Source organism: Gardnerella sp. c11Ua_71 (assembly GCF_055818025.1).
This window is the reverse complement of the sequence record NZ_JARFVR010000002.1, coordinates 186,484-203,360: the sequence shown is the minus strand read 5'-3', so window position 1 is coordinate 203,360 and position 16,877 is coordinate 186,484. Positions and strand designations below refer to the sequence as shown.

The following is a 16,877-nucleotide window of genomic DNA, read 5'->3' as shown; positions in this document are numbered from 1 at the left end:
AATTCGGCTGAAACCAGCCGAAAAAATGGGGTGGCTAACGCGGCTTGAACGCGCGACCTTCTGAACCACAATCAGATGCTCTACCAACTGAGCTATAGCCACCATTATGGCGCGAAACCCTTCGGGAATCGCACAACAGAGGAATACTATACACGATTTTTTAAATTTATGCTAGTCAATCTTCATTCGGCGCGTCGCACGACAATTCGACATTGCGTAATGTAAGAATATAGTTATGAGTTTTTCGCAAAAATCAGATTCAAATAATGAATTAAATGAAAGCGTTACAAACGAGCGAATTTTTGGTATTTTTGATTCAAAGTTACATACAACAAAAGTTCTTCTTCTTGGCTCTGGAGAACTTGGCAAAGAGATTGCTATAGAACTTATCAGGCTTGGCATAAGAGTATGCGCGGCAGATAGCTATGCGAACGCTCCAGCAATGCAAGTAGCTCAAGAAAATCGCGTTATAGATATGAGCGACTCTCAAGAGTTGCAAGACTTAATAAACGATATAAACCCAGACATAATAATTCCTGAAATTGAAGCAATATCAACTCAAATACTAAAAAATGTTGTAAAGAGTAAGAAAATTCAAGTTGTTCCAAGCTCTGATATTACTGCAATTGCTATGGACCGCGAAGCTTTGCGAAAAATTTCACACGAAAAACTAGGATTGCCAACAACACCATATCGATTTGCTTCTAACTATGAAGAATTAGAAAAAGGAGCAAAAATCGTAGGATATCCATGCGTCGTAAAACCAATTATGAGCTCATCTGGTCACGGTCAATCAATAGTAAAAAATCTTGAAAATCTACAAAATGCTTGGGTAGAAGCACAAAATGGAAGAAGATCTAAGCATAAGAATCAGAACGCACAAAACGCTGATATATCTCGCGTAATTGTTGAAGCTTTAGCACCATTAGACTACGAGCTAACAGTACTAACTGTAAGCTCTAGCGCTGGAATAACAACATGCGAACCCATTGCACAATTTCAAAAAAATGGCGATTACAGGCAATCATGGCAACCAGCAAATATACCAGAAAACGTTCGAATCAACGCTCAAAATATTGCTAAACGAGCCGTTGAAGGTCTATCTCAAATAGCAAGAGAAAACGGAGAAACTGGTTGGGGCGTTTATGGAGTTGAACTCTTTGTTCTTAAAAACGGTGATTTACTTTTCAACGAACTATCCCCTCGTCCGCACGATACTGGTATGGTTACAATGATTTCACAGTATTACAGCGAGTTTGCTCTGCATGTTTTAGCGATTTTGGGTGTTCCTATTACTCAAAAGCACACTGCTCTTTGTTTAAAAAATAATGAAGTCGCTTTAAGCCATGCACTTGTTGTAGAAGGTAATGGAAAAATTGGATTTGCGAATGTAGCAAAATCATTAAACACTGAAGATTGCGCAAGATGTGATATACGCATCTTTGGAAAGCCAGAAGTTCACGGCTCAAGACGCTTAGGTGTTATTTTGACAGTATCAAACAGCGTGCGTGATGCAAAATCTTGCGCGACACGCATTGCTAGCGAATTACACACTGTAGAACTACCGTCTTAAAACATCGAAAAATCAAGGTTTTTACTGGTTTAAGACATTAAAAGAATAAAAAATAATCTAAAAAAATTGTAGGTAACAATTGTTAGTCTGAACGTGCTGACAAGGTTGGATAAACCTTCAAACAATGTTGGTTTTCGCCTACAGCCATAGATGCAACAAGAGAGGCACGTCAATGGAAAAACTTGACAAGTTGTATGAGGGCAAAGCAAAGAAATTGTATGCCACTGATAACAATAATGTGTTGTGGGTGGAATACATGAATCAGGCAACAGCTGGCAACGGTCTTAAAAAAGCTCAAATTGCTGGCAAAGGCAGCTTAAACAATCAAATAACTTCTTTACTATTCCATCTTCTTGAGGCGCGTGGCGTGAAAAGCCACTTCCTAGGGCGCATTTCTAGCACTGAGCAACTTGTAAAACGCATGAAAATGTTCCCATTAGAAATAATAATGCGAAATACTGCTGCTGGTTCTTTTGCAAAACGTTATGCTGTAAAAGAAGGCACTCCTTTAAAGAAACCATTATTGGAATTCTGCGTTAAATCCGACGAACTTGGCGATCCATTTATTAATCCTGAAGGCGTTGTAGCTCTTGGATTAGCAACCGATGAAGAGATGGCAGAAATTACTCGCCAAGCTCATGCTGTTAATAATGCATTGCTTGATGTTTTCTCTAAGATTGACGTACAGCTTGTTGACTTCAAGATTGAAGAAGGCGTTGACTCTAAGGGAAACATTCTGCTTGCTGACGAAATAACGCCAGATACTTGCAGACTTTGGGATAAGCGCAATACAAATAATTCTGAAGTAAGCCACTTAGATAAAGATTTATTCAGACGAGATTTAGGAGATATAATTCCAGCCTACGAGGAGATATTCTCAAGGCTTAAATCTCTTGCTCAAAGCGAAGGCGTAAACTTCGACGAAATAAATCCAAATAATTATGTTGAAGAATGATTTTTAATGTGGCTCGCATCTTTCGAGGTGCGAGCCACGCGCGTTCTTAAAGCAAAACTAAACAAAATTGAAAAAGAAAACTGAAAAAACAAAACAACCAAAATAGCCAAAACGTACAATTACAAGGCAGGTTTACCGTGGTATTTCGCGTTTATGTTGAAAAGCAATCTGGTTTCGATGTTAAGGCACAGCATCTTAATCACGAGCTTAAAGAAATTCTAGGAATAGATTCTTTAAAATCAACGCGCATAATAAACAGGTATGATGTTGAAGGAATATCAGAAGATCTATTCAACACTGCTATCAAAACAGTTTTTAGCGAACCACCAGTCGATAACACCTATGATTATCTGCCCATAAGCACAAGCGAACATGTTTTTGCTATGGAATTTCTTCCAGGACAATTTGATCAGCGAGCAGAATCTGCAAGTGAATGCATACAGCTTATAAGCCAAGGAGAGCGACCAAGGGTAAGAACCGCGCAAATCTTGGCTTTTAAAGGTGATTTATCTAAAAAAGATTTGGACGCAATTAAACACTACATAATTAATCCAGTTGAAGCGCGCGAAGCATCTTTAGATAAAGTCAATACTTTGCAAACAGAAACAGTTATTCCAGCAAATGTGGAAGTTATCAACGGATTCAACGATTTAGACGAACAAGGTTTAAAAAAGTTCATAGAAGATCGCGCGCTCGCAATGGACTTGGAAGACGCAAAATTCTGCCAGAACTATTTTAAAAACGAAAATCGCAATCCAACTATTACAGAAATCAAAGTAATAGACACATATTGGTCTGATCATTGCCGTCATACAACTTTTGGCACGCACCTTACAAACATAAAAATAGACGATGAGCAGGTACAAGCCGCATTTAATCGTTATCTTGAAATGCGAGAAGAACTTAATCGCACAAATAAGCCGATTTGCCTTATGGATATGGCAACTATTGGTGCAAAGTATTTGAAGCATAATGGGATTCTTAAGAATCTAGACGAATCCGAAGAAATCAACGCTTGTACAGTAAAAATCAAAGTTGACGTAAACGGGCACGATGAAGATTGGCTGTTTTTGTTTAAAAACGAAACACATAATCATCCTACAGAAATCGAGCCTTTTGGTGGTGCTGCAACATGCATTGGCGGATGCATTCGCGACCCTCTTTCGGGAAGATCTTACGTATATCAGGCAATGCGAGTAACTGGTGCTGCAGATCCTAGAACGCCAATAGCCCAAACTCTTGAAGGAAAATTGCCTCAAAGAAAAATCGTAACGTCTGCAGCTGCAGGCTACTCTTCTTACGGAAATCAAATTGGACTTGCAACAGGCGAAGTACACGAGATTTACCACCCAGGATACGTTGCAAAACGAATGGAAGTGGGTGCGGTTGTAGCCGCAACCCCAGCAGACCATGTTCGAAGAGAAACACCTGAGCCAGGAGACGTGATTATTCTTCTAGGTGGACGAACTGGAAGAGACGGAATTGGTGGAGCAACTGGTGCTTCTAAAGCGCAAGACACTGATAGCATTGAGGAATGCGGAGCAGAAGTTCAAAAAGGAAATGCTCCTATTGAACGCAAGTTACAACGACTTTTCCGCCGCAAAGATGCATGCAGACTTATTAAGCGTTGCAACGACTTTGGCGCTGGCGGCGTAAGCGTTGCAACGGGTGAAATTGCAGATGGCTTGATTATTGATTTAGATAAAGTCTCTAAAAAATATGAAGGTCTTGATGGCACAGAGCTTGCGATTTCTGAATCTCAAGAGCGAATGGCTGTTGATGTTGCAGCAAGCGATGCCGACGAATTTTTGTCATACGCACGTCAGGAAAATTTGGAAGCACAAATTGTAGCCATCGTCACAGAAGAAGCACGAATGAAAATGACTTGGCGAGGAAAAACAATTGTGGATTTAAGCCGTGAATTCCTAGCTTCTAATGGAGCTCCAAAAGAGCAAAATATTCACGTTGAAAGTGGCGAAAACTATACTTCGAAATGGCAAGATATAAGTGGCGAATACGCTAATAAATCTTTTGGCGAGCGCATGAAAAATCTTGTTTCCAACATAAATATTTGCTCAAACAAAGGTCTTAGTGAAATGTTCGACTCCACTATTGGAGCTGCAACAGTTCTTATGCCTTTTGGAGGCAGACGTCAGCTTACTCCTGCACAAGCAATGGTTGCAAAATTGCCAGTTTTTGGAGAAACGAACACCGCTTCTGCAATGTCATGGGGCTTTAACCCATATATTATGGAAAAGAATCAATTTACTGGAGCTTATTTAGCTGTTGTTGAATCTTTGGCAAAGCTCACAGCCAGCGGTTTTACTATAGAAAATGCTTATTTAAGTTTGCAAGAATATTTTGGAAAGCCTCATAATGTTCCAGAACGTTGGGGAAAACCAATGGCAGCTATTCTTGGAGCTTTAAGCGCACAAATTGACTTTGGTGTAGGCGCTATTGGCGGCAAAGATTCTATGAGCGGAAGCTTTGAAAATCTTGATGTTCCACCAACACTTATTTCTTTTGCTGTTTCTACAGGAGACGCGAGAAACGTTGTTTCGCCAGAATTCAAAAAAGCCAATAGTAGAATTTTAAGAATATTGCCTAAATATAAGGAAGATGGAATCACGCCTAAATCTCAAAGCTTCTTAGAGGCGATTAGGATTGTGGAAAATCTTACCTCAAATAAACATGCGCTTTCCGTTAGCACTCCTGGATTTGGTGCTAGTGCGGAAATCTTATTTAAGATGACTTTGGGAAATCATATTGGGTTAAAGCTTAATAATGCGATTAGCAAGAATGATTTGTTTAAGCCAGCATATGGGTCGTTCTATGTGGAACTTAAAGATGATTCTGAACTTACGTATGCAGATTCAGATCTTGTAAGCGTAGATGTAGTAGGCGAAACTTGTAATGAGTTCGAGTTTTGCGTAGAAAACGAGAAACTTAATTTAGCTAGTTTGCAAGAAGATTGGGAAAATACTTTAGAAGATATATTCCCGTATCGAGAGAAGGGAGACTCAGTTCCTGCTATAAACTCTAGTGAACTGAAGTATTCTCATAACCACATGCGTTCTCATAGAAAAACTCCGATTAGTCACCCACGCGTAATCATTCCAGTTTTCCCTGGAAACAATTGCGAATACGACACTCAAGCAGCGTTTGAAAAAGCTGGAGCAGAATGCAAAACGCTTATAATCAATAATTTAAGCGCTGATGATATTGCTCAATCTGCAAAAGATCTTGTTGATGAGATTAATAAAAGCCAAATTGTTATGATTCCAGGCGGATTCTCTGGAGGTGATGAACCAGACGGTTCAGCCAAGTTCATAGCATCTTTCTTTAGGAATCCTGCTGTTAGTGACGCTGTTCGCGATTTGCTCAATAATCGCGATGGCTTAATGCTTGGTATTTGCAATGGTTTCCAAGCTCTTATTAAACTAGGTCTTGTCCCGTTTGGAGATATTGTTCCAATGGATTCAGAATGCCCGACTTTAACGTTTAACACTATTGGAAGGCATCAAAGCAAGATTGTTAGAACTCGCGTTGCTTCTAATCTTTCTCCATGGCTTTCAAATTGCAAAGTTGGCGATGTTCATAGTGTTGCAATATCTCATGGAGAAGGTCGATTCGTAGCATTGCCAGAAGTTATGGATACTCTTATACAAAACGGCCAAATCGCAACACAATACGTTGACAGCAATGGCGTTCCAAGCATGAATCTTAAAGTGAATCCGAACGGTTCACTTATGGCTGTAGAAGGAATCACTAGCCCAGATGGCAGAGTGTTTGGAAAAATGGGACATTGCGAACGCAGCGGAAACGGTTTGTACGTGAATATTCCAGATTTTAGAACACAAAACATTTTTAGCGCTGGAGTCGAATATTTCACTGCATAATGTGATTTTTGTAGCAAGTTTATAGGAAAATCTTGATTAAGAATCTACAACAACAGGGGGTGTTTGATGTCTGCAGAGCTCGAAGACATTCATGAAGAATGTGGCGTTTTTGGCGTTTGGGGTCATTCAGATGCTGCTAGATTAACATATTTTGGATTACATGCACTGCAACACCGAGGTCAAGAAGGCGCTGGAATCGTATCAAACGATAATGGTCATCTTAAAGGTTACAGAAACCTAGGTCTTTTAACTCAGGTTTTTGCAAACGAAGACATTATGAAGAAACTTACTGGAAACAGCGCAATTGGGCACGTTCGTTATGCTACTGCTGGTTCGGGAAGTGTTGAAAACATTCAGCCTTTTCTTTTTTGCTTCCATGATGGAGATGTTGCTTTAGGACATAATGGCAATCTTACTAATTGCACAACTCTTAGGAATAAACTTGAAGATGAGGGAGCAATCTTCCACTCGAATTCGGATACTGAAGTGTTAATGCATCTTATTAGAAGATCAAATAAAACTTCTTTTATGAATAAGCTTAAAGATGCTTTGCAAATAGTTCATGGTGGTTTTGCCTATTTGCTTCTAACTGAAAAGGAGCTTATTGGCGTAACAGACCCGAATGGTTTTAGACCTCTTTCTTTAGGAAGAATGAGCAATGGAGCTTATGTACTCGCATCCGAAACTTGCGCATTAGATATTGTTAGAGCAGAGTTTATTCGCGATATTGAGCCTGGCGAAATAATTGTTATTGATGACGATGGCTACACTATTGAGCAATATACAAAGCACGTACAACATGCAGTATGCTCAATGGAATTTATTTATTTCGCTCGCCCAGATTCTAATATTTACGGTATTAATGTTCATTCTGTGCGAAAGCGTATGGGTGCGCGTTTGGCTAAAGAATCTCCTGTTGACGCAGACATGGTTATTGGAGTACCTAATTCTTCACTTTCTGCTGCTGCAGGATACGCTGAAACAAGCGGAATTCCAAATGAAATGGGATTGATTAAAAACCAGTACGTTGCACGCACTTTTATTCAACCAACACAAGAATTACGCGAGCAAGGCGTTCGTATGAAACTTTCTGCTGTTCGTGGCGTGGTTGCAGGAAAACGCGTTATCGTTATTGACGATTCAATTGTTCGCGGAACTACCTCTAAGCGCATTGTGCAATTGCTACGAGAAGCTGGAGCTAAAGAGGTACATATGCGTATTTCTTCTCCTCCTCTTAAATATCCTTGCTTCTACGGTATTGATATTCAAACCACAAAGGAACTTATTGCAGCAAAACATTCAGTCGAAGAAATACGCGAGTATATTGATGCTGATTCTTTAGCATTTTTGTCTTTAGATGGATTAGTAGAGTCGATTGGATTAAAAAAGCCAGCGCCTTATGGCGGTTTGTGTGTTGCTTACTTTAATGGCGACTACCCTACTGCACTAGACGATTACGGCGAAGAATTCTTGGCTTCACTTACTCCTGAAGAACGCGAACATTTGCAAGAAGTGAGAAAGCACAGCAAATATTCACACGAAAATCTTATATAACTTAATATTTTAATTGTTTATCGCAATTTATAAATAAAATTTAAGAAAATACTTATAACATAGTTATGAAAGGAATCAATATGCCACACGCATATGAAGAGGCTGGCGTAAGCGTAGAAGCAGGATACGAAGTAGTACGTCGTATTAAATCGCATGTGAATCGCACGAAGCGCCCAGGCGTTGTAGGTGGCATCGGCGGATTTGGCGGCTTATTTGATTTGGCATCTCTTGGTTACAAAGAGCCAGTGCTGATTTCTGGTACGGATGGCGTTGGAACCAAGCTTGTGATTGCAAAAATGATGAATAAGCATAACACTATTGGCATTGATTGCGTTGCAATGTGCGTAAACGATATTGCAGCTCAAGGTGCCGAGCCGCTTTTCTTCCTCGATTACATTGCGTGTGGGAAAAACAATCCTGAAATACTTGAGCAGGTAGTTGCAGGCGTTGCAGATGGTTGCGTGCAATCAGAAGCAGGTTTAATTGGCGGCGAAACTGCTGAAATGCCTGGAATGTATGACGAAGACGAGTACGATCTTGCAGGTTTTGCAGTAGGCGTTGCAGAACGTTCGAATATTGTTGACGGCTCTGCTATTTGCGAAGGCGACGTGCTTATAGGACTTCCTTCTTCAGGAGTTCATTCAAATGGATTCTCTCTTGTTCGCAAAGCTTTGTTTGAAGAAGCAGGTTTTAGCGTTGACACCAAGTTAGATGAGCTTGGCGGCAAAACGCTTGGCGAAGTTCTTCTTGAACCTACTCGAATCTACGTAAAAGCTTTGAAGCCACTTTTTGCTGAGCATCTTATTAAGGGAGTTGCTCATATTACAGGCGGCGGATTTATTGAAAATGTTCCTCGCATGTATGCAGATGATTTGGCTGCAAAAATTGATACCACTAGCTGGAGCGTTCCACCTATTTTTGGCGTTATTGAAAAAGCTGGAGAAGTTACTCACGCTGAAATGTTCAACGTTTTTAATATGGGAATTGGCATGGTTTTGTCAGTTGATGAAAGCAAAGCAAACGAGGCAATGCGTATACTAAACGAGCATGACGAAACCGCTTATATTATTGGCAAAATGGCTAAGCGCGAAAACGCTGCAGTTGAGTTGTTGTAAACCGCAAAAAACGCAAAACAGTAGACAGCAAAATCTTAAAGCAATAAAGGATTAAAAATGAAAGTTTTAGTAGTTGGTTCTGGCGCTCGCGAACACGCTATTGCACACGCGTTACTTAAAGGAGAAAGCGTTGAAGAAGTAACTGTTGCTCCTGGAAATCCTGGTATTGCAGCAGATGGAATTCAAACTGTAAACATAAGTCAATCAGATCATGACGCTCTTATTAAGTTCGTTAAAGACAATAACTACGATTTTGCGTTCATTGGTCCTGAAGTTCCGCTTATGAATGGCATTGTTGACGATTTTGAAGCGCATGGAATTGCCGCTTTTGGTCCAAACAAAGCCGCAGCTCAAATTGAAGGCTCTAAAGATTTCGCAAAAAAGCTTATGGCTCGTCACAACGTTCCAACTGCCTCCTACAAAACATTTGACGCTTTGGAGCCTGCACGCGCATACGTTCTTGAGCATGGTGCTCCAATTGTTATTAAAGCGGACGGTTTGGCTGCTGGAAAAGGCGTTACTGTTGCTATGGATGAGCAAACAGCAGTTGATGCTTTGGAAGATATTTTCGTCGATCATCGTTTTGGTCAAGCTGGAGCAAAAGTTGTTATTGAAGAATTTTTGCAAGGTCAAGAGTTTTCACTTATGAGTTTCGTAAGCGGAACTGATTTTTGGGTTATGCCAATTTCTCAAGACCACAAACGCGCTAACGACGGCGACACTGGTCCAAATACTGGCGGCATGGGAGCTTATAGTCCTGTTCCACAAATTAGCGACGAAACAGTTCAGCGTGCTATTGACGAGATTGTGCGCCCAACTGTTGAAGGACTAGCTAAAGAGGGCACGCCTTTTACCGGTGTACTTTATGCTGGATTAATTGATACAGCTTCAGGGCCTAAAGTTATTGAGTTTAATGCTCGTTTTGGAGACCCAGAAACCGAAGTTGTTCTTCCAAGACTTACTAGCGACTTTGGTGAAGCTATTTTTAACATTTTGCATGGCAAAGAACCAACATTTACTTGGATTAAAAATGGCGTAACTCTTGGAGTTGTATTAGCAAGCGAAGGCTACCCTGGCACTTTAGTTACTGGAACTCCTATTCCTCAAATTCCTGTTGACGAAAATCAAGGTCAGCACGTGTATTATGCAGGAGTAAAAAGCGATGAAGAAAGCGGCAAACTTCTTACTTCTTCAGGTAGAGTAGCTCTTGTGCAAGTACATGGAGACGACGTAAAAGACGCTCAAAACAACGTCTACAGCATATTAGATAAGCTTAATCTTCCTCACATGTTCTTTAGGCATGACATTGCGTCAAAAGCACTAGACTTGTAGAGGATTAGCCGACTATCTGATTATCTTAAAAACCAAGAAAGTTTGTATTTTTAAGATAATGTTTCCCAGCTGTAATGTCGTACTGAATCAAGCGGTAATCATGCAATAATTGCTTAGTTTCTTTATTCATATTATTAGCAATCATTGGCTTACCATGATTATCCAGATAGATGGATTGTCCTTCTGGAATCCTATCCCAACCTTGAATCTTATTGACTACAGGAGGCTCCATAGCACTAACCTTATCGTGTAATCTAGTAAGGAAAGCTATATAGGGCGAAACCTTTGAATTAGTATGAGATGCTACTTGAGATATGAAGAAGTTTGGAGACGAATAAGTATTTTTATGAATATTTTTAATCTTATTTGTCTCAATAGCTTTTCTATTTGACCAAATAAAGTAGTCAGTTAAATGCAGATCTAGAGAATTATTTTGATCTGCACTAGCCGTACTGTATACGCCAGGAAGATGATCGCCGTAAAACACAACAGTAACAGGCTTGTCAATTGAATCAAGATTCTCTAAGAACTTTTGCGTAGCATGATCCGTGTAATTAACACCCTTAGCATATGTTTCAATTGATGATGTTTCCGATTGTCCTAAATTAGGTGAACCATCTTTTGCTTTTGCAACAAAATCATTATTCTTATACCAATTTCTATAAGGCATATGATTTTGCATTGTGACTACTTGCACAAACTGCGGCTTTTTACTAGCAGAAATTGACTCAAATGCGCTATCGTAAGCTGAAGAATCTGAAACATAAGGAGATTTATCCAACATTTTTTTATGAGAAATAATATTAGGACCTTCAAGAGCATAAAACTTACTAAAACCGAACTTCTTGTAGTTTATTGATCTAGAATACATGCTTGGCTCATATGGATGAAAAGCTACAGAATTTCCTTCACTACCCCAATATCTGTTGATTGTAGGAGTCCAAGAAGAATTTGGAACAAGCTGCTGATACGGGCTTGTAAGAGATGAATTGAAGTTCACCATGCTCAATCCCGTAAGAGACATATATTCGAGATTCGCTGTTCCCCCACCATAACCAGAAGAAAGCATTAAACCACTATCTGTTTTCTCTTTCAAAGAGCTTATAAATGGCATTGGATTCTTATTCAGTTGCAATCCTGGAACCCTCATTGGGTTTGAGAAAGATTCCGAAAGTACATAAACCACAGTATTGTCTGAAATTTTGCTTTTGCGAGAAACATTGATTTTCTTAGCTTCAGTATCATATTTTTTTAGAAGAGCTTTCATAGTGGATTCATTGTAATCCGCTGGTTTATCCATAACTTTTGGATTCACTTGTCTTAAGAAAGCAACTAAAGCACCGTTTCTTTGCGAATCATAAACAGAATCCCACATCGCAGGAGCATCGCCCATAAACTTAGCAAAACCGTTAGCACTAGAACCAACTGTTCCAACCCCAGAAACATACCATCCAAGACCCAAAAAACACACTAAGCATGTAACAACTCTAATTACAATAGAAATGCGAAAATCCTTAGTAAACACGATTTTTCCGCGATTTACATCTACAAAATGCATAAAAATAGCAGCAATAACAGCTACAAGTACAGCAATTATGGAGCAGACAATCACGGCTATAGCATTATCTGGCAGAAAAGATGCGATATTCCCCGTATTACTCTTTAAAAAGTTCAAGTCCGCTGGAAGAATTGTCTCGTATCTAACATTAACCTTCATATACTCGATTACAGAAATTATTACAGATAATGTAATCAGAATAAGTGTAGTAATCCAAAAACGATTTATTACCATCAACAGAATTCCGTAAATTAGAGCAACTATAAGCAGATTCAAAACGAATACAAAATTTAAGCTAATCCACATTTTTGAAATTATGTTCCATGCGCTTGCCGAAAGCGAGGAGGTCATTTCCACTCGTCCAGACCTTTGAACAGAAAGCTGCACAATCATAACCATTATTGCATCAAATAAAACGAACAGAACCGCATACAACCATCGCGGAATCGCAAGCTTAAAACGCTTAAAAATAGTAAGAAAATTGCTTAATGGCAATTTCACACCCTTCTAATTACATGACTAATACATAACTCATTTACGCATCTATGTTACAAATACATTTTAATTATCGCCATCGTCATAAATAAACATAACTTGTAGTAAACAATTGTGTATATTCATACTTTTGACGTATTGCAATAAACTCTGTATCTTTTATCATTATAATTGATGACATAATATAGAAAATTTTAAGGATTACGAATTATATTATCAACGGCTGTATTTTTTGACAGCTCTAATCTAGTGAGGTTTTAAGGAACAGTAAGAATGAAGTTTATTGCCACAATTAACCTAATGCACGGCATACTACCTATAAGTATATTCGCAATATCTGGATTATGCTTAGCTGTCCTTTTAATAACAAAATCTAAAAAAATAAAGTATTTTCCATCTCTTTTAACACAATTAGGTTCTGCATCATTATTCGCAATTATATTTGGATTTATAACTTGGCTTATTTCAGACGTTTTTCTTGTATTCGGAGTAAGCCTAGGATGGCTTGTGATTTTTTCTATTGCAGGAGGATTTGCGGCTGTAGGATTTGCTTTAAGCGCTGCGATAATATCTAAAGGATATAGAAGAGCTTTTGCAATATTTTCAATTATTTTGTTTATTTTAGCCACAATGATTCGCGTAAATATGATTTATGGCGAATACACAACTATTGGATCAGTATTTGGATTAGGTAATTATCCGAAGCTTGAAGAGCATAATAAACATAATGGGGTTATGGAAATCGCTGATTGGAATTCACTTGCAGCACAAAACAAGCTCCCAAAAATACCATCCAAAGGAATAAGTAGATCCGTTAAAATTCCCGCAACAACATCTAACTTCCGTGCCCGCACCGCAAACGTCTACTTACCACCAGCAGCTTTAACAAAATACGCTCCAAAACTGCCTGTAATGGTTCTTCTTTCTGGTCAACCAGGAAGCCCTAATAGGCTATTTGCTGCGAGCGAAATTGTAAACACCTTAGACGCTTATGCTAAGGATCATAATGGTTTAGCTCCGATTGTTGTGTCACCAGATCAAAACGGTACTGCAACACACAATTCTCTTTGCGCGGATACAAAGGTTTATGGAAAAGCACAAACTTATTTGACAAAAGATGTTGTTAATTGGATTCATAAAAATCTACCAGCCAGCAACAATCCAGCACTTTGGCTAATGGGAGGATTTTCTCAAGGAGGAACTTGCGCAACTCAGATTGTGCCAGCTTATCCTAAACTATTTGGAAACATGTATTCTGCAGGCGGAGAACTAGAGCCAACATACAAGAATCGCGATGAAACAATAAAACGTTATTTTGATGGAGATCGCAAAAAATACGAAAAGCATATTCCAGCAAACATAATGAGAAAAAATGCTCCTTTAAAACAAAATTATTACTCTATAGCTGGAGCTTGGGATCCTAAATCGCAAGTAAATCAGTCTAATATTGCTATAGCGGCTCATAAGTCTGGAATAAGCGTTATAACCATGATTTCTAAAGGATCTGGACACGATTGGCATACCGTTCAAAATGGGTTAAAAGTTGTAATCGACCATCTTTGTAAAGATTCTGGAATAACAAGCAATTATCCAGATTTAAACTCTTATAATAATATTCAAGTGGTTATCAATCAGAAGGTGAGGCGATAAATCATGCCAAACTTTTTATCAAAAAATCACGAGTCTACAGCAAAACATCATTTAAGCGTTCTTACCAACGATGTGCGCATGTGGCTATCGCAGCGCGTGCTAGCAGCGAAAATAACTCTAGTTTTCTTGGTTATTAACCTTATTCACTGGGTTTTCAGTACCGTAATGCACATCTATACTTATGGCACCAATGCAACTCTTTCACAATTCTTCTCGTATCATAAACCGAAAATAAGCTCTACTTTTTTGTTTGGGCATAGAAATATTACACAGCTTCTGATTAAACTATTCCACTCGCTATTTTTTGTAAATAGTTTCTCATCTCTAATAGTAAATGCAATACTTTCACTTGTTTTAATAGGGTTAGCCGAAACACGTATCGGTAAAATGCGTTTGCTTTTTGTTTCTGTAACAAGCACTCTTATTGGAACAATACTCGGGCTTACTTTAATCGGTAATCTTTCAATGATTATTAGAAACATGCGTTGGATTACTAGAATACCAATTAGACTTTCTCCTTTTACACTTTTTGTTGGAGCTTTTATGGCTGCAGCAACATGCGAATCGATATTGTGGCGTAGACGAATGTTTGTTTTGGGATATGCAATCACGTCTGCGATGCTTCTTTATAGTGGAAATCCTGGGGATTATTGCACAATTTTTGCAGCAATTTGTGGCCATATTATTGGCAATCTGATGAACAAAAATAGCAATGCTAATACAAATACTGTGAAAAGCGCGAACTGGTGGGAAGGAACAGACTACGAGATTAGACGTCTATTTGCCATAACTCAACTTGTTATGGCTTTAGGACCAGTTCTTGCACTATCTTCTAGATCTCATGCTGGAATACTAACTACATTAGGTTTATTCATGTCTCCGCAAATGGGTACGAAACCGTGGCTAGCAAGATGTATATCAAACTATAGTTCAAGCAGTTGCCTGCTTCATTCAGGATTACAACACGCAACAATAGGAGGTCTTTGGATTCGTATTCTTTTGCCTATTGTCACTTTAATGATTATATCTTGGGGACTTTTACGCGGAAGAAGACTTGCAGCTTATGCTGCTATAACAATCAACGGAATTACAGCAGTATATGCAACAATGTATTTTGCTATTTTGCCTTTGATTGCAACTAAACAAACTATGATTTTCCACAAGAATAATGCTACTTCTATAGCCTTTATGCTTACAGCTTTGCCTCCTTTATTAATAGCAATTCTACTGTTTATAAGCATAAAGCATTTTCCAAATCATAGTGATAAGCTTGAGCGCAGAGTTGGATTAGTTGCAATTGTTTTTGCACTATTTTCTACTGGAATAGGATATGTTTGCTTCGGGTTGATTGCACCAAATGAATTTAAGCCTGTAGCAGACTTGCATCATTTACTACGTGATCTTCCAGGGCGTTGGATGCCTATGGGCTTTGGATTAAGGTCCAATGCCATGCTTACACCTATAACTCCTTTGTCTTCAGCAATAACTCAAGGTGTTGGAGTTCTATTCTGGCTTGTTCTTTTTGCTGTTTGCATGGTGTGGTTTAGAAACAAAATAACAATTAATGAAGAAGACCGCAAAAAAGCAAGCGAGTTAGTTCAACTTGGTGGAGACACCATGAGTTTTATGACAACATGGCATGATAACCACTATTGGTTCTCCGCCACTGAACATTCTGCAATAGCATACAGACTAAAATATGGAGTTGCTTTAACTCTAACTGGTCCTTTTGGAGATAAAACAGAATATAAACAAGATTTGAAAGCGTTTATTCAACTTTGCGAACAAAATTCATGGTCTCCAGCATTCTACGCTGTTCACGATGAAGAACGAAAAGCCTTGGAATCTATTGGTTTTTCTTCTATAAAAGTTGGAAGCGATATGCTAGTCTACCCTAAAGAGTGGCAAACTAGGGGTAAAAAGTGGCAGGATATTCGCACTGCCATAAACAAGGCAAAACGTGATGGAATAACAGATGTTCTTAGCACTTACAACGATGCTCCTTGGGAAGTTCAGCAACAAATTATTGAGATTTCGGAAGAATGGGCGGAACTTAAAGCCCTTCCAGAAATGAAGTTTACTCTTGGCGGTTTGGAAGAATTGCATGATCCTAGAGTAAAGATTTTGTATGCGATTGACGAGAATAATCGCGTTCTTGGGGTTACAAGTTGGATGCCGACTTATGACAATAATCGCGTAATCGGGTGGACTCTTGATTTTATGAGACATCGCACGGATAGCCCTAATGGAATTATGGAGTTGCTTATTGCTAGAATGGCGGAACGGTTAAGAGACGAAGGTCTTGAAAATCCAGAATCTGCTGTGGAGTTTATGAGTCTTTCTGCAGCTCCTCTTGCTGGAATAACAGATATTTGTGAAAATTCTACATTAAGCAATGAGGATTCTAGTAAAGATATCCAGGCAAGCCAAAAGCCTACAATTCATGGAGATTCTCAATCTTCAAATCATCATGAATCAAATGATATTATTGTTCATACGCTTGAAATGATGTCCGATATTTTGGAGCCAGCATACGGATTTAAGTCGCTTTATTTCTTTAAAAAGAAGTTCCAGCCTACTAATAGACCTGTATACATATGCTATTTGGATTCTGCAAAACTAGCACAAATATCGTTAGCTGTTACAAGCTCTTATTTGCCAGAGACTAATCCTAAGCAGATTTTAGAAATGCTAAAAACTCTTAAAAAATAGTTCATGTAATGAAAAATCAGCCTAAATTCTAAAT

9 protein-coding genes and 1 tRNA gene are annotated in these 16,877 nt (G+C 38.8%); 8 read left to right on the top strand and 2 right to left on the bottom strand.

Going from position 1 to position 16,877, the window contains the following annotated elements:
- Nucleotides 1-26: 26 nt before the first annotated feature.
- Nucleotides 27-102: transfer RNA gene (locus P0106_RS02340), tRNA-His, on the bottom strand.
- A gap of 133 nt (nucleotides 103-235) precedes the next feature.
- On the opposite strand from P0106_RS02340, the gene purT reads away from it, so the two are divergent.
- The 6 genes from purT to purD all read left to right on the top strand — a co-directional run bounded on the left by purT (nucleotide 236) and on the right by purD (nucleotide 10,428).
- Nucleotides 236-1,573 carry a formate-dependent phosphoribosylglycinamide formyltransferase gene (gene purT / locus P0106_RS02335; protein ID WP_473730387.1) on the top strand — a complete coding sequence of 446 codons (1,338 nt, stop codon included), beginning with the start codon at nucleotides 236-238 and terminating at the stop codon, nucleotides 1,571-1,573.
- A 172-nt stretch (nucleotides 1,574-1,745) separates the two neighbouring features.
- A complete protein-coding gene (purC, locus tag P0106_RS02330; RefSeq protein WP_004113609.1) occupies nucleotides 1,746-2,528 on the top strand; it encodes a phosphoribosylaminoimidazolesuccinocarboxamide synthase in 783 nt (260 codons plus the stop codon).
- Between the two features lie 137 nt (nucleotides 2,529-2,665).
- Nucleotides 2,666-6,427 carry a phosphoribosylformylglycinamidine synthase gene (locus P0106_RS02325; RefSeq protein WP_416451175.1) on the top strand — a complete coding sequence of 1,254 codons (3,762 nt, stop codon included), beginning with the start codon at nucleotides 2,666-2,668 and terminating at the stop codon, nucleotides 6,425-6,427.
- A 66-nt stretch (nucleotides 6,428-6,493) separates the two neighbouring features.
- A complete protein-coding gene (gene purF, locus P0106_RS02320) occupies nucleotides 6,494-7,981 on the top strand; it encodes an amidophosphoribosyltransferase (RefSeq protein WP_473730386.1) in 1,488 nt (495 codons plus the stop codon).
- A gap of 80 nt (nucleotides 7,982-8,061) precedes the next feature.
- Nucleotides 8,062-9,096: a phosphoribosylformylglycinamidine cyclo-ligase gene (gene purM, locus P0106_RS02315; RefSeq protein ID WP_180947069.1), complete on the top strand. Its 1,035-nt coding sequence runs from the start codon at nucleotides 8,062-8,064 to the stop codon at nucleotides 9,094-9,096.
- 57 nt (nucleotides 9,097-9,153) lie between these two features.
- Nucleotides 9,154-10,428 (top strand): phosphoribosylamine--glycine ligase, encoded by a 1,275-nt coding sequence (purD, locus tag P0106_RS02310; RefSeq protein WP_009994285.1) that lies wholly within the window; start codon nucleotides 9,154-9,156, stop codon nucleotides 10,426-10,428.
- A 25-nt stretch (nucleotides 10,429-10,453) separates the two neighbouring features.
- Here purD and P0106_RS02305 read toward each other — a convergent pair whose 3' ends face one another.
- Complete coding sequence (locus tag P0106_RS02305) at nucleotides 10,454-12,487, bottom strand: LTA synthase family protein (protein ID WP_415698067.1); 2,034 nt, start codon at nucleotides 12,485-12,487, stop codon at nucleotides 10,454-10,456.
- 267 nt (nucleotides 12,488-12,754) lie between these two features.
- Here P0106_RS02305 and P0106_RS02300 point away from each other — a divergent pair, with 267 nt between their 5' ends.
- Nucleotides 12,755-14,131, top strand: coding sequence for an alpha/beta hydrolase-fold protein (locus P0106_RS02300; protein ID WP_013399614.1), 1,377 nt, complete (start codon nucleotides 12,755-12,757; stop codon nucleotides 14,129-14,131).
- Nucleotides 14,132-14,134: 3 nt separating this feature from the next.
- Entirely contained in the window at nucleotides 14,135-16,843 is a 2,709-nt protein-coding gene (locus tag P0106_RS02295; RefSeq protein WP_009994291.1) for a bifunctional lysylphosphatidylglycerol flippase/synthetase MprF, read from the top strand.
- The last annotated feature ends 34 nt before the right edge of the window (nucleotides 16,844-16,877 follow it).